Annotated in this window: 16 protein-coding genes; 10 read left to right on the top strand and 6 right to left on the bottom strand. The window is 65.2% G+C overall.

Annotated features, from left to right (window positions below):
- Positions 1–72 precede the first annotated feature (72 nt).
- The 3 genes from QUG01_RS18025 to QUG01_RS18015 all read left to right on the top strand — a co-directional run bounded on the left by QUG01_RS18025 (position 73) and on the right by QUG01_RS18015 (position 2,988).
- Positions 73–1,335 (top strand): deoxyribonuclease II family protein, encoded by a 1,263-nt coding sequence (locus QUG01_RS18025; RefSeq protein ID WP_500831287.1) that lies wholly within the window; start codon positions 73–75, stop codon positions 1,333–1,335.
- 163 nt (positions 1,336–1,498) lie between these two features.
- The gene (locus tag QUG01_RS18020; protein ID WP_500831286.1) at positions 1,499–1,831 is read left to right on the top strand and encodes a carboxymuconolactone decarboxylase family protein; all 333 of its coding nucleotides are present in this window, start codon (positions 1,499–1,501) and stop codon (positions 1,829–1,831) included.
- Between the two features lie 161 nt (positions 1,832–1,992).
- Complete coding sequence (locus QUG01_RS18015) at positions 1,993–2,988, top strand: extracellular catalytic domain type 2 short-chain-length polyhydroxyalkanoate depolymerase (protein ID WP_500831285.1); 996 nt, start codon at positions 1,993–1,995, stop codon at positions 2,986–2,988.
- A 69-nt stretch (positions 2,989–3,057) separates the two neighbouring features.
- Here QUG01_RS18015 and aroG read toward each other — a convergent pair whose 3' ends face one another.
- The 6 genes from aroG to QUG01_RS17985 all read right to left on the bottom strand — a co-directional run bounded on the left by aroG (position 3,058) and on the right by QUG01_RS17985 (position 7,487).
- Entirely contained in the window at positions 3,058–4,122 is a 1,065-nt protein-coding gene (gene aroG, locus QUG01_RS18010; RefSeq protein WP_103317214.1) for a 3-deoxy-7-phosphoheptulonate synthase AroG, read from the bottom strand.
- A gap of 144 nt (positions 4,123–4,266) precedes the next feature.
- Positions 4,267–4,677, bottom strand: a complete 411-nt coding sequence (gene dksA, locus QUG01_RS18005; protein WP_043627703.1) for an RNA polymerase-binding protein DksA — start codon at positions 4,675–4,677, stop codon at positions 4,267–4,269.
- Between the two features lie 286 nt (positions 4,678–4,963).
- The gene (locus QUG01_RS18000) at positions 4,964–5,269 is read right to left on the bottom strand and encodes a c-type cytochrome (protein ID WP_103317213.1); all 306 of its coding nucleotides are present in this window, start codon (positions 5,267–5,269) and stop codon (positions 4,964–4,966) included.
- Positions 5,270–5,344: 75 nt separating this feature from the next.
- Positions 5,345–5,929, bottom strand: coding sequence for a YggT family protein (locus tag QUG01_RS17995; protein WP_043627706.1), 585 nt, complete (start codon positions 5,927–5,929; stop codon positions 5,345–5,347).
- Positions 5,930–5,938: 9 nt separating this feature from the next.
- Positions 5,939–6,742 (bottom strand): pyrroline-5-carboxylate reductase, encoded by an 804-nt coding sequence (gene proC, locus QUG01_RS17990; protein ID WP_500831284.1) that lies wholly within the window; start codon positions 6,740–6,742, stop codon positions 5,939–5,941.
- Positions 6,743–6,791: 49 nt separating this feature from the next.
- Entirely contained in the window at positions 6,792–7,487 is a 696-nt protein-coding gene (locus tag QUG01_RS17985; protein ID WP_500831283.1) for a YggS family pyridoxal phosphate-dependent enzyme, read from the bottom strand.
- 290 nt (positions 7,488–7,777) lie between these two features.
- Here QUG01_RS17985 and QUG01_RS17980 point away from each other — a divergent pair, with 290 nt between their 5' ends.
- From QUG01_RS17980 to QUG01_RS17950, 7 genes are all read left to right on the top strand, one after another.
- Positions 7,778–8,233 carry a putative pterin-binding protein gene (locus tag QUG01_RS17980; protein ID WP_500831282.1) on the top strand — a complete coding sequence of 152 codons (456 nt, stop codon included), beginning with the start codon at positions 7,778–7,780 and terminating at the stop codon, positions 8,231–8,233.
- Between the two features lie 40 nt (positions 8,234–8,273).
- Positions 8,274–9,989 (top strand): sensor histidine kinase, encoded by a 1,716-nt coding sequence (locus QUG01_RS17975; protein WP_500831281.1) that lies wholly within the window; start codon positions 8,274–8,276, stop codon positions 9,987–9,989.
- A gap of 163 nt (positions 9,990–10,152) precedes the next feature.
- A complete protein-coding gene (locus QUG01_RS17970; RefSeq protein ID WP_103317203.1) occupies positions 10,153–11,190 on the top strand; it encodes a type IV pilus twitching motility protein PilT in 1,038 nt (345 codons plus the stop codon).
- A gap of 92 nt (positions 11,191–11,282) precedes the next feature.
- On the top strand, positions 11,283–12,419 hold the full coding sequence (locus QUG01_RS17965) for a PilT/PilU family type 4a pilus ATPase (protein WP_103317201.1): 1,137 nt from the start codon (positions 11,283–11,285) through the stop codon (positions 12,417–12,419).
- 24 nt (positions 12,420–12,443) lie between these two features.
- Positions 12,444–14,057, top strand: a complete 1,614-nt coding sequence (locus QUG01_RS17960; protein WP_500831280.1) for a response regulator — start codon at positions 12,444–12,446, stop codon at positions 14,055–14,057.
- 104 nt (positions 14,058–14,161) lie between these two features.
- Entirely contained in the window at positions 14,162–15,775 is a 1,614-nt protein-coding gene (locus QUG01_RS17955; protein WP_500831279.1) for a response regulator, read from the top strand.
- Positions 15,772–16,125 carry a 2'-5' RNA ligase family protein gene (locus tag QUG01_RS17950; RefSeq protein ID WP_500831278.1) on the top strand — a complete coding sequence of 118 codons (354 nt, stop codon included), beginning with the start codon at positions 15,772–15,774 and terminating at the stop codon, positions 16,123–16,125. The genes QUG01_RS17955 and QUG01_RS17950 overlap by 4 nt, the downstream gene beginning before the upstream one ends.
- Positions 16,126–16,187: the final 62 nt, after the last annotated feature.

Here is a 16,187-nt window from a genome sequence, read left to right as displayed (position 1 = left end):
ACAATACTCAATCAGCATGGCGCGCAGCCAGGAAACGGCCGCTTCACATCAAACAATATCTGGAGAAACGCCATGACTGTTCCCCCAATCTTACGCCGCGCCGCCTTGGCCGCGGCGCTCAGCCTCGCCGCGCTGCCGGCGCTGGTCCACGCCGCCCCGTCTCCCATGCTGGACGCCAGCCACCCGGTCAACTGGTGGTTCGCCTTCAAGTTCAACGCCGCATCCTTCCCGGGCTGCGGCGGTTCGGCCCAGGTGGACAGCTGCCAGTTTGGCGGCAGCCCGCAGAGCTACACCAGCGGCAACGGCTTCAGCCAGCAATTCGTCTACGCCAGCAGCAGCCAGCCCAGCCTGAGCCAGGGCGGCGGCTGCGTGGGCGACACCACGACCGACCCGGTCGGCGCGACCTTCAACCAGATTTACAACGGCACGCTCAATTACGTGGTGTGGAACGACCAGTTCTATGGCGATCCGGCCATTCCCTCCTGTTCCGGCGCCTCCTGCGGCGCGCCCTGGGGCCATTCCAAGGGCGTGCTGGCCTGGGACAGCCAGGGCAACGGCGTGGTGATGCAGGTAAGCACGCCGTCGTGGCCGGCCTCCGGCAGCGCGCAATATCCGCGCGGCAGCGACGGCAACACCCTGGGCTGCGTGCAGGACAACGACGTCAAGGTCAGCCAGCATTTCTTCGCGCTGAAGCTGAGCCACGCCGACACGCTGGCCGTGTTGCAGGGCCTGGCCAACGCCAGCGTGGCGACCGACCCGGGCAACCCGCAGATCGTCAAGAACGGCGGCCCGGCCGACATCCAGAACGCGGTCAGCCAGCTGGGGCAGCAGTCTGACAGCTCGACGCCGCAAGTCAGCAAGCTGTCCAGCGGGGTCACGCTGATCGCCAAACCCTCCGCGCTGCAGGTGCCGCCGTGGCAACTGGTGTCGGCCGAACTCGGCGGCGTGCCGCTGCGCGCGGCCACCTGGTGGGAGGGCAGCAAGAGCATCGCCATCCCCTCCACCAGCCGCGCCGGCGCGCCGGCCTGCTGGGACAGCAGCCTGCCGACGCCGGGCCCGGTGGCCATCGCCACTTCCGGCAGCTGGGCCGGACGCTCGTTCTCGCTGAAAGGCGGCATGGGCTACAACTTCAATCACGCCAAAATAGGCGTGAGCACCGGCAACGGCGCCGCCTACGCCATCTTCGGCGACATGAACCAGGAGGGCGCGCTGTCCGGCAACTGCGCCAGCGCCCAGAACGGCCGCGGCGGCCTGTTCTTCGCTCTGCCCAACGCCGCGCTGGCGAGCTCGATCGCCAAGCTGATCGGCGGCAGCACCGCCGCCGCCGCGCGCTGATCTCCAATCGCGCCGCCGGAGCCGGCGATAGACTGGCCGGCTCCGACATTCAAAACCTGCGTGAACAAGTGATCACACTCCAGCCTGGTTTATCTGGCGGCAAGCTTTGGCGACACTGAATGCCAGATGCATGCGCATCATCCAACCAGCAAGGAGCTTAGCCATGATTCGCCAAGACGCGCAGTACCAGCAGGGCCTGGAGTTGATTGAATTTCTGCACGGCGGCCATAGCGGCGGCGAGCGGGTGGCGGCGGTTGCCGACATCAGCCCCGACTTCGCCGACATGACCATCGCCTGGGCCACCGGCCACATCCTGACCCGCCCCGGCCTGGATCTCGCCACCCGCGAGCTGATCCTGGTGGCGGCGCTGCGCGCCGGCGCCAGCCGGCAGCAGATTCTGGAAACCATATTGCAGCTGACCTTTTACGCCGGCGGGCCGGCAGTCAGCAATGCGCTGGTGGCGCTGAAAGACGTGCTGGCGGAACCGCAAGCCTGAGGCGGCTAGCCGGGACGATAACTGGCCAATAGACGCCGATTCGACGATTGTCATTGCCATTTCCGCCGACATTTGCCATTTTCATCATGAACACGCTTGCAAGCGCTGCATTGGCTTTTCCATCCCGCCGGCCCGCGCCGGCACGTTCTTGAGGAGCGTTCATGATCCGCAAATCCTTGCTCTGCCTGGCCGTCCTGCTGGCGCCCATGGCCTGGGCGGCCGATCCGCTGCCGGCCTTCCATGGCGATCCAAACCAGTCCTCGGTATCCGGCCTGTCCTCCGGCGCCTTCATGGCGGTGCAATATCAGGTCGCGTATTCCGCCGCGGTGGTCGGCGCCGGCGTGGTGGCCGGCGGACCGTACTACTGCGCCAAAGGCACGCTCGCCGGCGCCGGCCCCTGCATGAATACGGGCCAGCCGCCAGCCGCCGCCCAGTTGCTCAAATCGGCCAGGCAGTTTGCCGCCAAAAGCGAGATCGATCCGCTGGACAAGCTGGCCCGCCGCCGCGTCTATCTGTTCAGCGGCAGCAACGACAACACGGTGAAGACCCAGGTGGTGGATGTGGCGGCGGAGTTCTTCCGCCAGGCCGGCATGCCGGCTGGACAGATCGCCTACGAACGCCGCCTGCCGGCCGGCCATGCCCAGATCACGCCGGCCTTCGGCAACGACTGCAGCGTCACCGCCTCGCCCTACATCAACCATTGCGAATGGCAAGGCACAGGCTATGACCAGGCCGGGGTGCTGCTGCAGCACATCTACGGCCCGCTGCAAGCCAAGGCGCAAGCGCTGACCGGCCATATCGTCCGCTTCGACCAGAAGCCGTACGCCGCCTCCGGCAGCAGCCTGGCCGACGAAGGCTTCGTCTATGTGCCGCGCGCCTGCGCCGAAGGCGAAGCCTGCAAGGTGCATATCGCGCTGCATGGCTGCCAGCAGTACGCCGGCAAGGTGGGCGACGATTTCTACGCCCACGCCGGCTACAACAATTGGGCCGACAGCAACCACATCCTGGTGCTGTATCCGCAGACCACGACCTCGCTGAAGAATCCTCAAGGCTGCTGGGACTGGTTCGGCTACACCGGCCCGGCCTATGCCTGGAAGAAGGGCCAGCAAATGCAGGCGATCAAGCAGATGGCCGACCATCTGGTATCGGCGCGCTAGCGACACGCCCGCCGCGGCAAACGACCATGCCCCGCCAAAGCGGGGCATGGTCTTGGTAACGCTCGGCGCTTATTCGGCCTGCAGGGCGCGGCGGGCCTTGATCGCGTCGGCCAGCTGGGTCAGCAGTTTTTCCGTATCGTCCCAGCCCAGGCAGCCATCGGTGATGCTCTGGCCGTACTTCAGCTCGCAACCGGGTTTCTGATCCTGGCGGCCCTCCACCAGATGGCTCTCCACCATCACGCCGAAGATGCTGCGGTCGCCGCCGGCGATCTGGCCGGCCACATCGGCGCTGACCTCCATCTGACGGCGGTAGTCCTTGCGGCTGTTGGCGTGGCTGAAATCCACCATCAGCTTGTGCGACAGGCCCACGGCGGTCAGCTCGGCGGCGGCGGCGCGCACGTGCTCGGCCGAGTAGTTGGGTTCCTTGCCGCCGCGCAGGATGACGTGGCAGTCCGGGTTGCCGCCGGTGGACACGATGGCGGAATGGCCGGTCTTGGTCACCGACAGGAAATGGTGCGGCACGCTGGCGGCGCGAATGGCGTCCACCGCGATCTTCAGATTGCCGTCGGTGCCGTTCTTGAAGCCCACCGGGCAGGACAGGCCGGACGCCAGCTCGCGGTGCACCTGGCTCTCCGTGGTGCGCGCGCCGATGGCGCCCCAGCTGATCAGGTCGGCGAAATACTGCGGCGTGATCATGTCGAGGAATTCGGTGGCGGCCGGCATGCCCAGGTTGTTCAGCGTCAACAGCAGGCGGCGGGCGATGCGCAGGCCGGCGTTGATGTCGTAGGACTCGTTCAGGTGCGGATCATTGATCAGGCCCTTCCAGCCCACCGTGGTGCGCGGCTTCTCGAAATACACACGCATCACCACCACCAGCTCGCCGGCCAGCGCCTGGCGCAGCGGCGCCAGCTTCTGCGCGTATTCGATCGCGGCGTCGGTGTCGTGGATGGAACAGGGGCCGATCACCACCAGCAGGCGGTCGTCCTCGCCGCGCAGCAGCGCCGCGATGTCGCGCCGGGTGTTGTAGATCAGTTCGGAGGCGGATTCGCTGATCGGCAGCTCATACAGGTGGGCGATAGGAGGAAGCAGTTCCTTGATCTCGCGGATTCTGACGTCGTCGGTCTGGCGTTGCATGCGGTTGTCCCTTGGCTATGTCGTTTTCTGCATAGCAGCAAGATAACCGGATTTGTCCGCCCTAGACAACCGCCGGCTGGCACAATGCGAAAAGCGCCGCGGCCCGAAGGCGGCGGCGCTTGGCGCAAAACGGAGGAATGGCGATCAGTCGGCGTACTGGCGCTTCATGCGCTCACGGCGCTCCTGGGCCTCCACCGACAGCGTGGCGGTGGGGCGCGCCATCAGGCGCTTCAGGCCGATCGGCTCGCCGGTGTCTTCGCAGAAACCGTAGGAACCGTCTTCGATCTGGCGGATGGAGGCCTGGATCTTTTGCAGCAGCTTGCGCTCGCGGTCGCGGGTGCGCAGCTCCAGGGCGTACTCTTCCTCCAGCGTCGCGCGATCGGCCGGATCGGGCGTGGCTTCCTGTTCTTGCAGATGGTTGGCGGTAGCGTTGGCGTTTACCAGCAACTCCTGCTGCATCTGCAACAACCGGTCCTTGAAAAACTCAAGGTGGTCGGCGTTCATGTAGTCATCGCCTTCCCAGTTGAGGATATCCTGTTCGGTCAGCTTGGCCATGTTTGGTGCTTCCAGCATAGAGTTGGCAACAGGCGGAGAAGATTACCGGCGGGCCAATATTTGCGCAACTGTCTTGAGCCTGAATCCCAATAATTACTCTCGACTGCTATCATTTTTTATAGCCCGGCCCGGTATCAATAACAAGTCCGCCCGAATTTCAGTTCAAATCAATAGGGACGTCGTTTTCGACCGGTCATTCCCATACAAGTTCAAAGGCGGCCGGAGCCGCCTTTTTGGCGAAGAAAAACCGTTGCGGTTTCGCATCGCCACTATCCACGCCAGGGATTTATTTCTGGCTCAATACCCACTTCACCAGCGCTTTCAGGTCGGCATCCGGAATATTCGGATGCGGGGTCATAGGAATCGGGCCCCATACGCCGGAGCCGCCGTTCTTCACCTTGGCCACCAGCGCCGCTTCGGCGCCTTTCTGGCCGGCATATTTCTTGGCCACGTCCTTGTAAGCCGGGCCGACGATTTTCTTGTCGACGGCATGGCAGGCGGTACAGCCATACTTCTGCGCCAGTTGCATATTCGCCATGGCCGGCGCGGCGGCGGCGCCCAACAGCAGGGCGGCGAGCAGGGTCTTCTTCATCTTGATGCTCCCTATCGTTTCACGGTGCCGCCGGCAAAGACCGGCAGCTGTCAAAAGTATGACAAATAACCCGTCTTACTGGATGACCACTTTGAGTTGGGTCAAGAAACCCGTTTCCAGCATGCGCACCGGCAGCATCATGATCACCTGGATCACCAGCAGCAGCAACAGCGGCGACAGGTCCACCCCGCCCACCACCGCGCGGCGGAACGGCCGCAGGAACGGCCGGGTCAGGCTGTCCAGCACCGGCGCGATCGGGTTGTACGGATTGATCCAGCTCATCACCGCCTGCACGATCACCGCGCCCATCAGCAGGGTCAGCGACTGCTTGAACACCTCCAGCAGCGACAGCAGCGCCAGCGCCACCCACACCTGCGGGAAGGCGAACACCTCAGGCAGCGAGCCCAGGAGCAGCATCAGGATATTGGCCAGCAGGCATACCAGCCAGGCCAGCAACATGGTGGCGGTGTCGTAATTGCGCACCGACGGCACCAGCTTGCGCGCCGGCAGCACCAGGAAATTGGTGGCGGCCATCACGAACTGGCACAAGGGATGCTTGAACGGCGCGCGCGCCACCTGCAGGTAGAAGCGCAGCAGCAACACCAGCACGAACAGGCCGGACAGGGTCTTGATCAGGAACTGCAGCGTATCGAAAAACATGATTGCGGTTTACTCCTGGCTGAGTTGTTGACCCATCTCGATCGAGCGCTCGCGGCAATCCATCGCGCCGGCGATGATGGCCGCCTTGACACCCTCGGCTTCGAAGCGCGCGATGGCGCGTTCGGTGGTGCCGCCCTTGGACATCACGTTCTGCCGCAGCGTGGCCACCGGCAGCGGGCTTTGCCGCGCCAGCTCCACCGCGCCGTCAAAGGTGGCCAGCACCAGTTCGCGCGCCTGCGGTTCGGCAAAGCCAGCCTTGAGCGCGGCCTCGATCATGCTTTCGATGAAGTAGAACACATAGGCCGGGCCGCTGCCGGAGACGCAGGTAATATCGTCGATGCCGGTCTCGTCGTCCAGCCACACGGTCAGGCCCGCGGCCCGCATGACGGTTTCGGCCGCCTGGCGGTCCGCCGCGGCGATGGCGGCGTCGGCATACAGGCCGGATACGCCCTTGCCCACCATGGCCGGCGTATTCGGCATCACGCGCACGATGCGCCCGCTGCCCAGCCAGCGCCGCAGCGCGACCAGGCGGATGCCGGCGGCGATGGACACCACCAGCGCGCCGTTCAGCCGCGGCGCGAGTTCCAGGCACAATTCGCGCAGTTGCTGCGGCTTGACCGCCAGCACCACGACCTCGTCCGCGGAGAAGGCCTCCGGCAGCGTCTGGCCGCCGCTGCAGCCGAAATCGGCCGCTAATTGGTCCAACTTGTCTTGCTGATGCTCCACCACATGGATGCGGTGGCCGCCCTGGCGGGCCAGCCCGCCTATGATGGCGCCGGCCATATTGCCGCCGCCGATGAAGGTGATTTGCATGGTGTCCTCTGGACGCGTTGCGGCACCGGCCGCGCCGGCGCCAATAAACTCAATGGCTGTAGTGTCTGTTGCCGAAGATGGCCGAGCCCACGCGCACCAGCGTGGCACCTTCAGACACCGCCAGCTCCAGGTCGGCCGACATGCCCATCGACAAGGTGTCCAGCGCCAGGCCCTCGGCGTTCAGTTGATCCCGCAGCCGCCGCAAAACGGCGAACTGGGCCGCCAGCTTGGCCGCGTCCTCGGTTGGCTCCGGAATGCACATCAGTCCGCGCAGCCTCAGCCTCGGCATCGCCGCCGCCGCGCGCGCCAGGGACAAGGCCTCTTCCGGCGCGCAGCCGCTCTTGCTGTCTTCGCCGGAAACATTGACCTGCACGCATATGTTCAGCGGCGGCAGCCCGTCCGGCCGTTGCGCCGACAAACGCTCGGCGATCTTCGGCCGGTCTACCGAATGCACCCAGTGCGCGCGCTCGGCGACCACGCGGGTCTTGTTCGACTGCAGGGGACCGATGAAGTGCCATTCTACCGCCAGGTCGGCGAGCGCCTCGCATTTCTGCAGCAGTTCCTGCACGTAGTTTTCGCCAAACGCGCGCTGGCCCAAGGCGAAGAGGTCGCGGATATCGGCAGCGGGAAAAGTCTTGCTGACGGCGAGCAGGGCAACCGCGTCATCGGCGCGGCCAGCGGCCGCGCACGCCGCGCGCAGCCGCGACTGCACCTGCGACAAGCGGGATGAGAGGGAATCTGTCATGTATAGGGGTCCGAGAGCGAATACCGGCCGTGGCCGGATGACGACTGCGTTATCGCGAAGATTGTAGGGAAAGCGGCCGCGGATCACAATCGAACACCCCATCAAGCCATCGGCCGCGGCAGTGAACGCTGCGCTGCGGCATTCTATCTTGTTTCAATAGAAATAATATCAATCAGCCACATATTACAGATGCATGTTGAAAGCCAGCCATCTGCGGTATGATGGTTGCCCCGTTTCCGCTGAATCCACGCCATGATTATCAGACTGATCGGTATTTCGTTGCTCGCCGCTTGGCTCTCTCCCCCGTTCAGGCGCAATCGAATCCGATTATCCTGACCGTCTCCGGACATATCAGCCGCTATACCGACCCGCAGCAGAAAACCTATCAGTTCAGCGAGGCGGATTTACAGGCTTTGCCGCAGCATAAAATCGTCACGCAAACCAGCTGGACCCCAAAATCGACATTTTCCGGCCCGCAGCTGCGGGATATTCTGCAAAAAGTCGGCGCCAGCGGCGGCCAGGTCAAACTAACGGCGCTGAATGACTACACCTACACCATAGCCGCCAAGGAACTGGTCCAATACGGCGTGATTTTGGCGCGGGAACGGGACGGCCGGAAAATGGACATTGCCGAGCGCGGACCGCTGTGGCTGATCTATCCGCTGGACAATATGCCTAGCCAGCTGCGCGGCCCGCTGCTCGACGCCAAACTGGTTTGGCAAGTCAACCGCATCGATATCCGCTGAGGCCGAGATGCCGACATCCCGCCGCTCGCCAGAAGAGAAAATGGGCCGCCGGTTCCGCGCCGCCTGGAAAGGCGCCTCTCCCAGCATTCTGATGCTGTTGTTCGTCGTCGCCTCCGGCATTTACCTGGCGACGGAACGCTTCGTCGCGGTGCGCGCGCTGCCGCCGCACGGCGACGATCTGTATTGGAGCGTGGCGCAGCTGCAAGTGGAGCTGGAACGCTCGCGCGCGGAACTGGAACGGCTGCGCGGCGGCGAGATCGACGCCAGCCAGGCGCAGACTCGGCTGGCCATCGCCCAGAGCCGCACGCTGGATTTCCTGCTGCCGTCGCCGGTCAGCAGTCAACTAAGCGGCATCAACGGTTTCGCTGCGCTGACGGAGCAGCTGCAACGCTTCTTCCACGACGAACGCGTACGCCACCCGCAAGCAGCCGACGCCGCGGCGCTGGTCGCCGCCATCGACCAGCTGCGGCCGACGCTGGCCGAGTTCGCCGTGCAGTCGCGCGTGGCCGAGGTCGGCGCCCGCGAAGCGCGCAACCGCGAGCAGGAGCGCAATCAGCACCTGATGTCGCTGTGGTTCGCGCTGTGGGTGGCCATCTGCATTGTCATCCTCGGCCTGCTGTATCGCTACCAGAACGCCCGCCGCGACGTCGCCTCGCACCAGGCGCTGTTGGAGCAGGAGCGCGCGGCACACCAGGCGACGGTGGCGGCCGAGCTGGACCGCACCACCTTCCTCGCCACCATCAGCCATGAAATCCGCTCGCCGCTGCAGACGATGCAGGTCTGCGTCGAACTGATCGAGCCGCAGATCGAGTCCGGCAGCAAAACCTATGCCGCGCTGTCGCGGCTGAAGTCCAGCATGGCGCACTTGATGACCCAGGTGCGCGACATCATGGACATTTCCGCCATCCACAACATGCAGTTCCGGCTGCAGCCGGAAGATGTCGACCTCGCCCAGATACTGCACGAGGCGATAGACGCCTACCGGGTGCAGCTGGAAGGCAAGGGGCTGTTGCTGACCGTGGCGCTGGAAGACCTGCCGCCGCTGGCGCGGCTGGATGGCTGCCGGCTGCGCCAGATCGTCGGCAACCTGATCTCCAACGCCATTCGTTACACCGACCACGGCGCGGTAACGGTGGCGGCGCGCGTGGAAACCACGGACGGCCTGTCCGTGCTGGAAGTCCGCGTCGCCGACACCGGCATCGGTGTGCCGGCCGACCTGCAGTCGCGCATCTTCCAGCCGTTTTTCCAGGGCCGCCAGCGCCGGCCCGGCAGCAGCGGGCTGGGATTGGCCATCGTCAAGGAGCTGGTGCGGCTGCTGGGTGGGGAAATCGCCCTGCGCAGCGAGGAGGGCCGGGGTTCAGAGTTCTCTGTGCGGCTGCCGATCCAGCTGACGCTAACCGCGCCGGACAAAACCATTCTGCTGGTGGACGACGACCCTAATATCCGCGAACCGTTCGCCGACTGTCTGGCGCTGGATGGCTACGCGGTCACCACCGCCGCGACGGCCGCGGAGGCCTGTCGGCGGCTGCGGGAGCAGGCCTTCGGCGTCGTCCTGCTGGATATGCAGCTGGGCGCGGACAGCGGCTACGATGTGGCGTCCAAGGCGCGCGACGGTCTGAATCGCGCCGCGCGGCTGATCGCGATGACCGCCTACCCGGAAGAGTACAGCGACCCGCGCGCCGCCTGGTTCGACGAAAGGCTGGAAAAACCGTTTGACCTGAGCCGCTTGCGCGCCAGCCTGCGCCAGCGCGGCTAAGCCCCCACGCGCGACCGATGCGTTTTTCGGCACACGCGCCCGGCGCGGCGCGCGATTTTGTTGCGCCGGCTGCCCGCTACGCTTGAGAATGCACGGATAATCGCGCCTGTCCGTCCCCGCGCATGGACGGAGGCGCGTCCGCAATCTCGCAACGGGTCTCGATATGGAAATCTCCGAGCTGCTGGCTTTCACCGTCAAGAACAAGGCCTCCGACCTGCACCTGTCGGCCGGCCTGCCGCCCATGATCCGAGTCAATGGCGACATCCGCCGCATCAACCTGCCGCCGATGGACCACCATGACGTGCACGACATGGTGTACGACATCATGAACGATTATCAGCGGAAGATTTTCGAAGACACCTACGAGTGCGACTTCTCGTTCGAGCTGCCCGGCATCGCCCGCTTCCGGGTCAACTCTTTCATCCAGAACCGCGGCATGGCCTCGGTGTTCCGGGTGATTCCCAGCAAGGTGCTGACGCTGGAGCAGCTGGCGGCGCCGAGAATCTTCCAGGAGATCGCCTCCTTGCCGCGCGGCCTGGTGCTGGTGACCGGCCCCACCGGCTCCGGCAAGTCGACCACGCTGGCCGCGATGATAGACTATGTCAACGAAAACGAGTTTTCGCACATTCTTACTGTGGAAGACCCGATCGAATTCGTCCACGAAAGCAAAAAAAGCCTGATCAACCAGCGCGAGCTGGGCCTGCAGACCCACAGCTTCGCCAATGCGCTGAAGAGCGCGCTGCGCGAAGACCCGGACGTGATTCTGGTGGGCGAATTGCGCGATCTGGAAACGATCAGGCTGGCGCTGACCGCGGCCGAAACCGGCCACCTGGTGTTCGGCACCTTGCACACCAGCAGCGCCGCCAAGACCATAGACCGTATCGTCGACGTGTTCCCGGCCGGGGAAAAGGAAATGGTGCGCTCCATGCTGTCGGAATCCGTGCGGGCGGTGATCGCGCAGACGCTGTTGAAAACCAAGGACGGCCAGGGCCGGGTGGCGGCGCATGAGATCATGATGGGCACGCCGGCCATCCGCAACCTGATCCGCGAGAACAAGATCGCGCAGATCAATTCGATGATCCAGACCGGCCAGCAGCACGGCATGCAGACGCTGGACCAGTGTCTGGCCGATCTGGTCCGGCGCAACGTGGTCTCGCCCGTCGAAGCCCGCGCCAAGGCCAGCAACAAGGACGCGTTCTGAAGCCGGACGCGCAACCGCACCCCGGTCAAAATCCCCCGCAGCCGCCAGCGGCCGCGGGCTAAACTGGAAGCAGCCAAGCAGGATACGCCGCCATGGAAAAAGACCAGGCCTCCAAATTCATCCACGATCTGCTGAAACACGCGATCGGCAAAAACGCCTCGGACGTCTTCATCTCGCCGGAATTTCCGCCGGCGATGAAGATAGACGGCAAGATCACCCCGGTGGCGCCGCAGCCCTTGTCGGCGCAGCAGAGCAAGGAGCTGGTGCGTTCGGTGATGAACGACCGCCAGACCGAGGAATTCGAGTCCAAAAAAGAAGCCAATTTCGCCATCAATCCGCCGGGCATCGGCCGCTTCCGCGTCAGCGCCTTCGTGCAGCAGGGCATGGTGGGCATGGTGCTGCGCAAGATCAACACCGAAATCCCCAATCTCGACCAGTTGAACCTGCCCGAGGTGCTGAAGGATGTCGCGCTGATCAAGCGCGGGCTGGTGATCTTCGTCGGTGGCACCGGCTCCGGCAAATCCACCTCGCTGGCCGCGCTGGTGGACTGGCGCAACAGCACCAATCAGGATCACATCATCACGGTGGAGGATCCGATCGAATACGTGCACACGCACAAGAAGTCCATCGTCACCCAGCGCGAGATCGGCGTCGATACCGAAAGCTGGGAAATCGCGCTGAAGAACACGCTGCGCCAGGCGCCCGACGTCATCCTGATGGGCGAGATCCGCGACCGCGAAACAATGAACTACGGCCTGCAGTTCGCCGAGACCGGCCACCTGTGCCTGGCCACCATGCACGCCAACAACGCCAACCAGGCGCTGGACCGCATCCTCAACTTCTTCCCGGAAGAGCGCCACCAGCAGGTGCTGATGGACCTGTCGCTGAACATGCGCGCCATCGTTTCGCAGCGGCTGGTGCCGCACAAGGGCGGCACCGGCCGAGTGGCGGCGGTGGAAATCCTGCTCAACAGCCCGCTGGTATCGGACATGATCTTCAAGGGCGAGATCGCCAGCCTGAAGGAGGTGATGGCGCGCTCGCGCGAAGCCGGCATGCAGACCTTCGACCAATCGCTGTTCGAACTGTACGAGGCCGATCTGATCAGCTACGAGGACGCGCTGCGCAACGCGGACTCCATCAATGACCTGCGCCTGAGAATCAAGCTGTACAGCGAAAACGCCCGCAATCGGGACCCGCTGGAAGGCATAGACCACCTGGATATCGTTTGACCCGGCGCAACGCCGTTATTCACCATGCCTCTTGATAACAACACCACTGTCCTGATCATCGAAGACTCCCACACCGTGCGCCAGAGCCTGCGCAGCATGCTGTCCACCGCCGGCATCACGCGCTCGGAGGCCGTCAGCAACGCCAGCGAAGCGCGCAACCGACTGCGCGGCAAGAACTACGACGTCGTGCTGTGCGACTACAACCTGGGCGAAGGCATGGATGGCCAGGAGCTGCTGGAAGCGATGCGCAAGGGCGGCAACCTGCCGATCTCCACCATCTGGATCATGATTACCGGCGAGCGCCACTACGAGCGGGTGGTGGCCGCCGCCGAAATGGCGCCGGACGACTATATTTTGAAGCCGTTCGCGTCGCAGATGCTGCTGGACCGGATGAACCTGGCCCACCAGCGCAAGATTTTCCTGGCGCCGGCCCACAAACTGGTGATGCAGGGCAAGCCGGACCAGGCGATCCAGGTTCTGCGGCAGCTGGCGCGCGAAGCGCAAAATCCGCAATACCGGCTCGATGCCCAGCGGCTGGCGGCCGAGCTGTTGGTCAACGAGGGCCGCCAGAGCGAGGCGCTGACCATCTACCAGGAACTGCTGAGCATGCGGGTGATCCCCTGGGCCAAGATGGGCGTGGCGCGCATCGTCGCCGAACAGGGCGAAACCCAGGAATCCAACGCGCTGCTGCGCGAGATCATCGCCGACGCGCCGCGCTACACCGACGCCTACGACCTGTTGGCGCAGAATCTGATCGACGACGGCCAATACCAGACCGCCGCCGTGGTGCTGGAAAAGGCGGTGGCCATCTCGCCGCGCAATTTCCACCGCCTCAAGAGCTGCGGCACCGCGCTGCTGCGCTGCGGCGATCCGGCCAAGGCCGCCGACTACCTGCAGCGCGCGGTGGAAATCGGCCGCAACAACAACTTCTTCGGCCCGGACATACTGGTGGACCTGCTGCAGGCCTTCAGCGAAAGCGGCCAGACCCAGCAATTGGACCGGCTGCAAGCCGAAATCGCCGGCCGGGTGGACGAGTTGCCCGGCGGCCAGATGACGATGGCGGTCTGCCGCGCCATGACCGCGCTGGCGCAAAGCCGCCCGGCCGACGCGCTGGCGCAGCTGCAAGCGGTGGCCGAGTCGCTGCGCGCCCGCGAGACCGATTTTTCCTGCGCCCAGCGCTTTCTCTCCGCCGCGGTGCGACTGCCGCCGGAACAGAGCGGCGAGCTGCCGCCGCAATGGGCGCACAGCATAGGCCTGCGCTTCGCCGACGGCCGCCACGAGCTGGGCACGCTGCTGGAAATCGCCCACAAGCATCCTGCCTGCCACGAAGCCATCCAGACCGCCTACGACACGCTGCAGATCGAGAGCAACAAGGCGGTGGAGCTGGCCAGCAACGGCATGCTGGAAGAGGCTGCCGCCATGCTGTACCTGCTGTCGCAGAAAACCTTGAACGAACGGATCAGCATGAACGCCTGCGCGCTGCTGCTGCGCACCTGCGAAACCCGCAGCAAGGCCAAGCAGCCGTTCCCCGAAGAGGAAAAACAAGTGCAACAGCTGCTGCATTGGCTGCCGCAAGAAAACGACCGGGTGCGCGGCTTCGTCAAGCGCCACCAGGCGCTGAACCCGGACCTGGAGTGAGCGTCGGCTCAAATGAGGACAAGCAGCGCCTAAACTGAACCCATGCCCCGGCCGCGCTTATGCGGCCTATCCGCCATCCCAACAGCGCAGTCGCGAGACCCAATATGGCATTCGATGAAAACACCACGGTCCTGATCGTCGAAGACGCCCTCACCATGGCGCAGGGCATGCGCGCCATCCTGGCCATGGCCGGCGTCACCCAGACCGAAACCGCCAGCAACGCTTCCGACGCGCAAGGCCGGCTGCGCGGCCGCCGTTACGACGTCGTGCTGTGCGACTACAACCTGGGTCACGGCATGAACGGCCAGGAGCTGCTGGAGGCGATGCGCAAGACCGGCGCGCTGTCGCTATCCACCCTGTGGGTGATGATCACAGGCGAGCGCCACTACGGCCAGGTGATGAGCGCCGCTGAAATGACCCCGGACGACTACGTGCTCAAGCCGTTCACCGCCCAGCAGCTGCTGGACCGGCTGGAGGCCGCGGCGCGGCGCAAGGCCTGGCTGACGCCGGCGCACAAGCTGCTCGACAAGGGCAGGGCGGAGCAGGCGATCCAGACGCTGCTGGACCTGGCGCAGCAGGCGCAGAGCCGCCAGCAGCGGCTGGACGCGCTGCGGCTCTGCGGCGAGCTGCAAACGAGCGAGGGCCAGTACGAGGCGGCGCTGGAGCTGTACCGCGCCGTGCTGGCGCAAGCCGATCTGCCCTGGGCCAAGATGGGCGTGGCGCGCATTCTGGCGGAGCAGGGCGATGGCGCCGGCTCCAGCGCGCTGCTGGACCAGGTCCTCGCCGCCGCGCCGCGCTACACCGAAGCGTATGACCTGCTGGCGCAAAATCTGGTCGACGACGGCGACTACGCCCAGGCCTCCACCGTGCTGGAAAAAGCCGTGGCGTTGTCGCCGCGCAATTTCCAGCGCCTGCACTGCTTTGGCACCGCGCTGTTGCGCAGCGGCGACGCGACACGCGCGGTGGAGCCGCTGCAAAGAGCGGTCGATATCGGCCGCAACAACAGCTTCTTCGGACCCGACGCGATGGTCGATCTGCTGCAAGCGCGCTGCGTCAGCGGCCAGACCCAGCAACTGGACCGGCTGCAAAGCGACATCGCCGCCCGTCAGGAAGAACTGGCCGGCGGCCCGCTGACCATGGCCGTCTGCCGCGCGCTGACGGCGCTGGCGCAGCAACGGCCGGCCCAGGCGCTGGAGCAGCTGCGGGAGGCAGCGCAATGGCTGCTGGCGCCGGAAGTGGACTTCAACAGCGCGCAGCGCTTCCTGTCCGCAGCGGTCCAACTGGCGCCGAGCGAAGGCGGCGAACAGGCGCCGCAATGGGCGCGGCTGATCGGCCTGCGCTTTGCCGATGGCCGCCACGAACTGGGCACGCTGCAGGAGATCGCCCAGGCGCAGCCGGCCTGCGGCGAGGCTATCGCCCAGGCCTACGCCGAGTTGCAAGAGCATAGCCGCGCCGCATTGGCGCAAGCCAACCAGGGCGAGCTGGAGCAAGCGGCGCGCATGCTGCACCGCGAAGCGATGCGCACCCTGAACAGCCGGCTGGGCCACTACGGCTGCGCCATGCTGCTGCGCATCGCGGAAAACCGGCGCGAAGCCGGCCAGCCCAAGGGCTGGGAAATGGACTCGCTGGACGAGCTGCTGGACTGGCTGCCGCAGAACAACGAGCGGGCGCGCGGCTTCGTCAAGCGGCGCCAGGCGCTGCTGGATCCGGGCGATTGAGAGCTTTCCTCGCCTGTCTGCCGCCGCCAGCGTGCCTGGCCACGCTGCAAGCCTGGCAGCGCTGGCTGCAGCGGCTGGGCGGCGGCCGTCCCCTGCCTGCCCGCCAGCTGCATCTGACGCTGGCCTTCCTGGGCGAGGTGACGCCGCTGCAATTGCAAAGGGCCGCCGACTGCGCCGCCCGGGCCGCGCCCAGTTTGCCGGACGCCATCACGCTGGATGCTTGCGGCAGCTGGCGCGACATGGGCTGGTGCGGACCCCGACGCCCGCCGACGGAGCTGGGCGCATGGGTGGACGCGCTGAAAGGCGAATTGCGCGCGGCGGGCATCGCGCTGGAAGCTAGGGGCTGTTGACGTTTGGTGAGTGGATCGCGTTTGCGCCGATTTGGGCCGGAAGCAAGGCGCACAGTCCGACG

Source organism: Chromobacterium sp. CCUG 76385 (assembly GCF_059916625.1).
The sequence above is the reverse complement of the archived record's forward strand: the minus strand, read 5'-3'. Positions and strand labels throughout refer to the sequence as shown.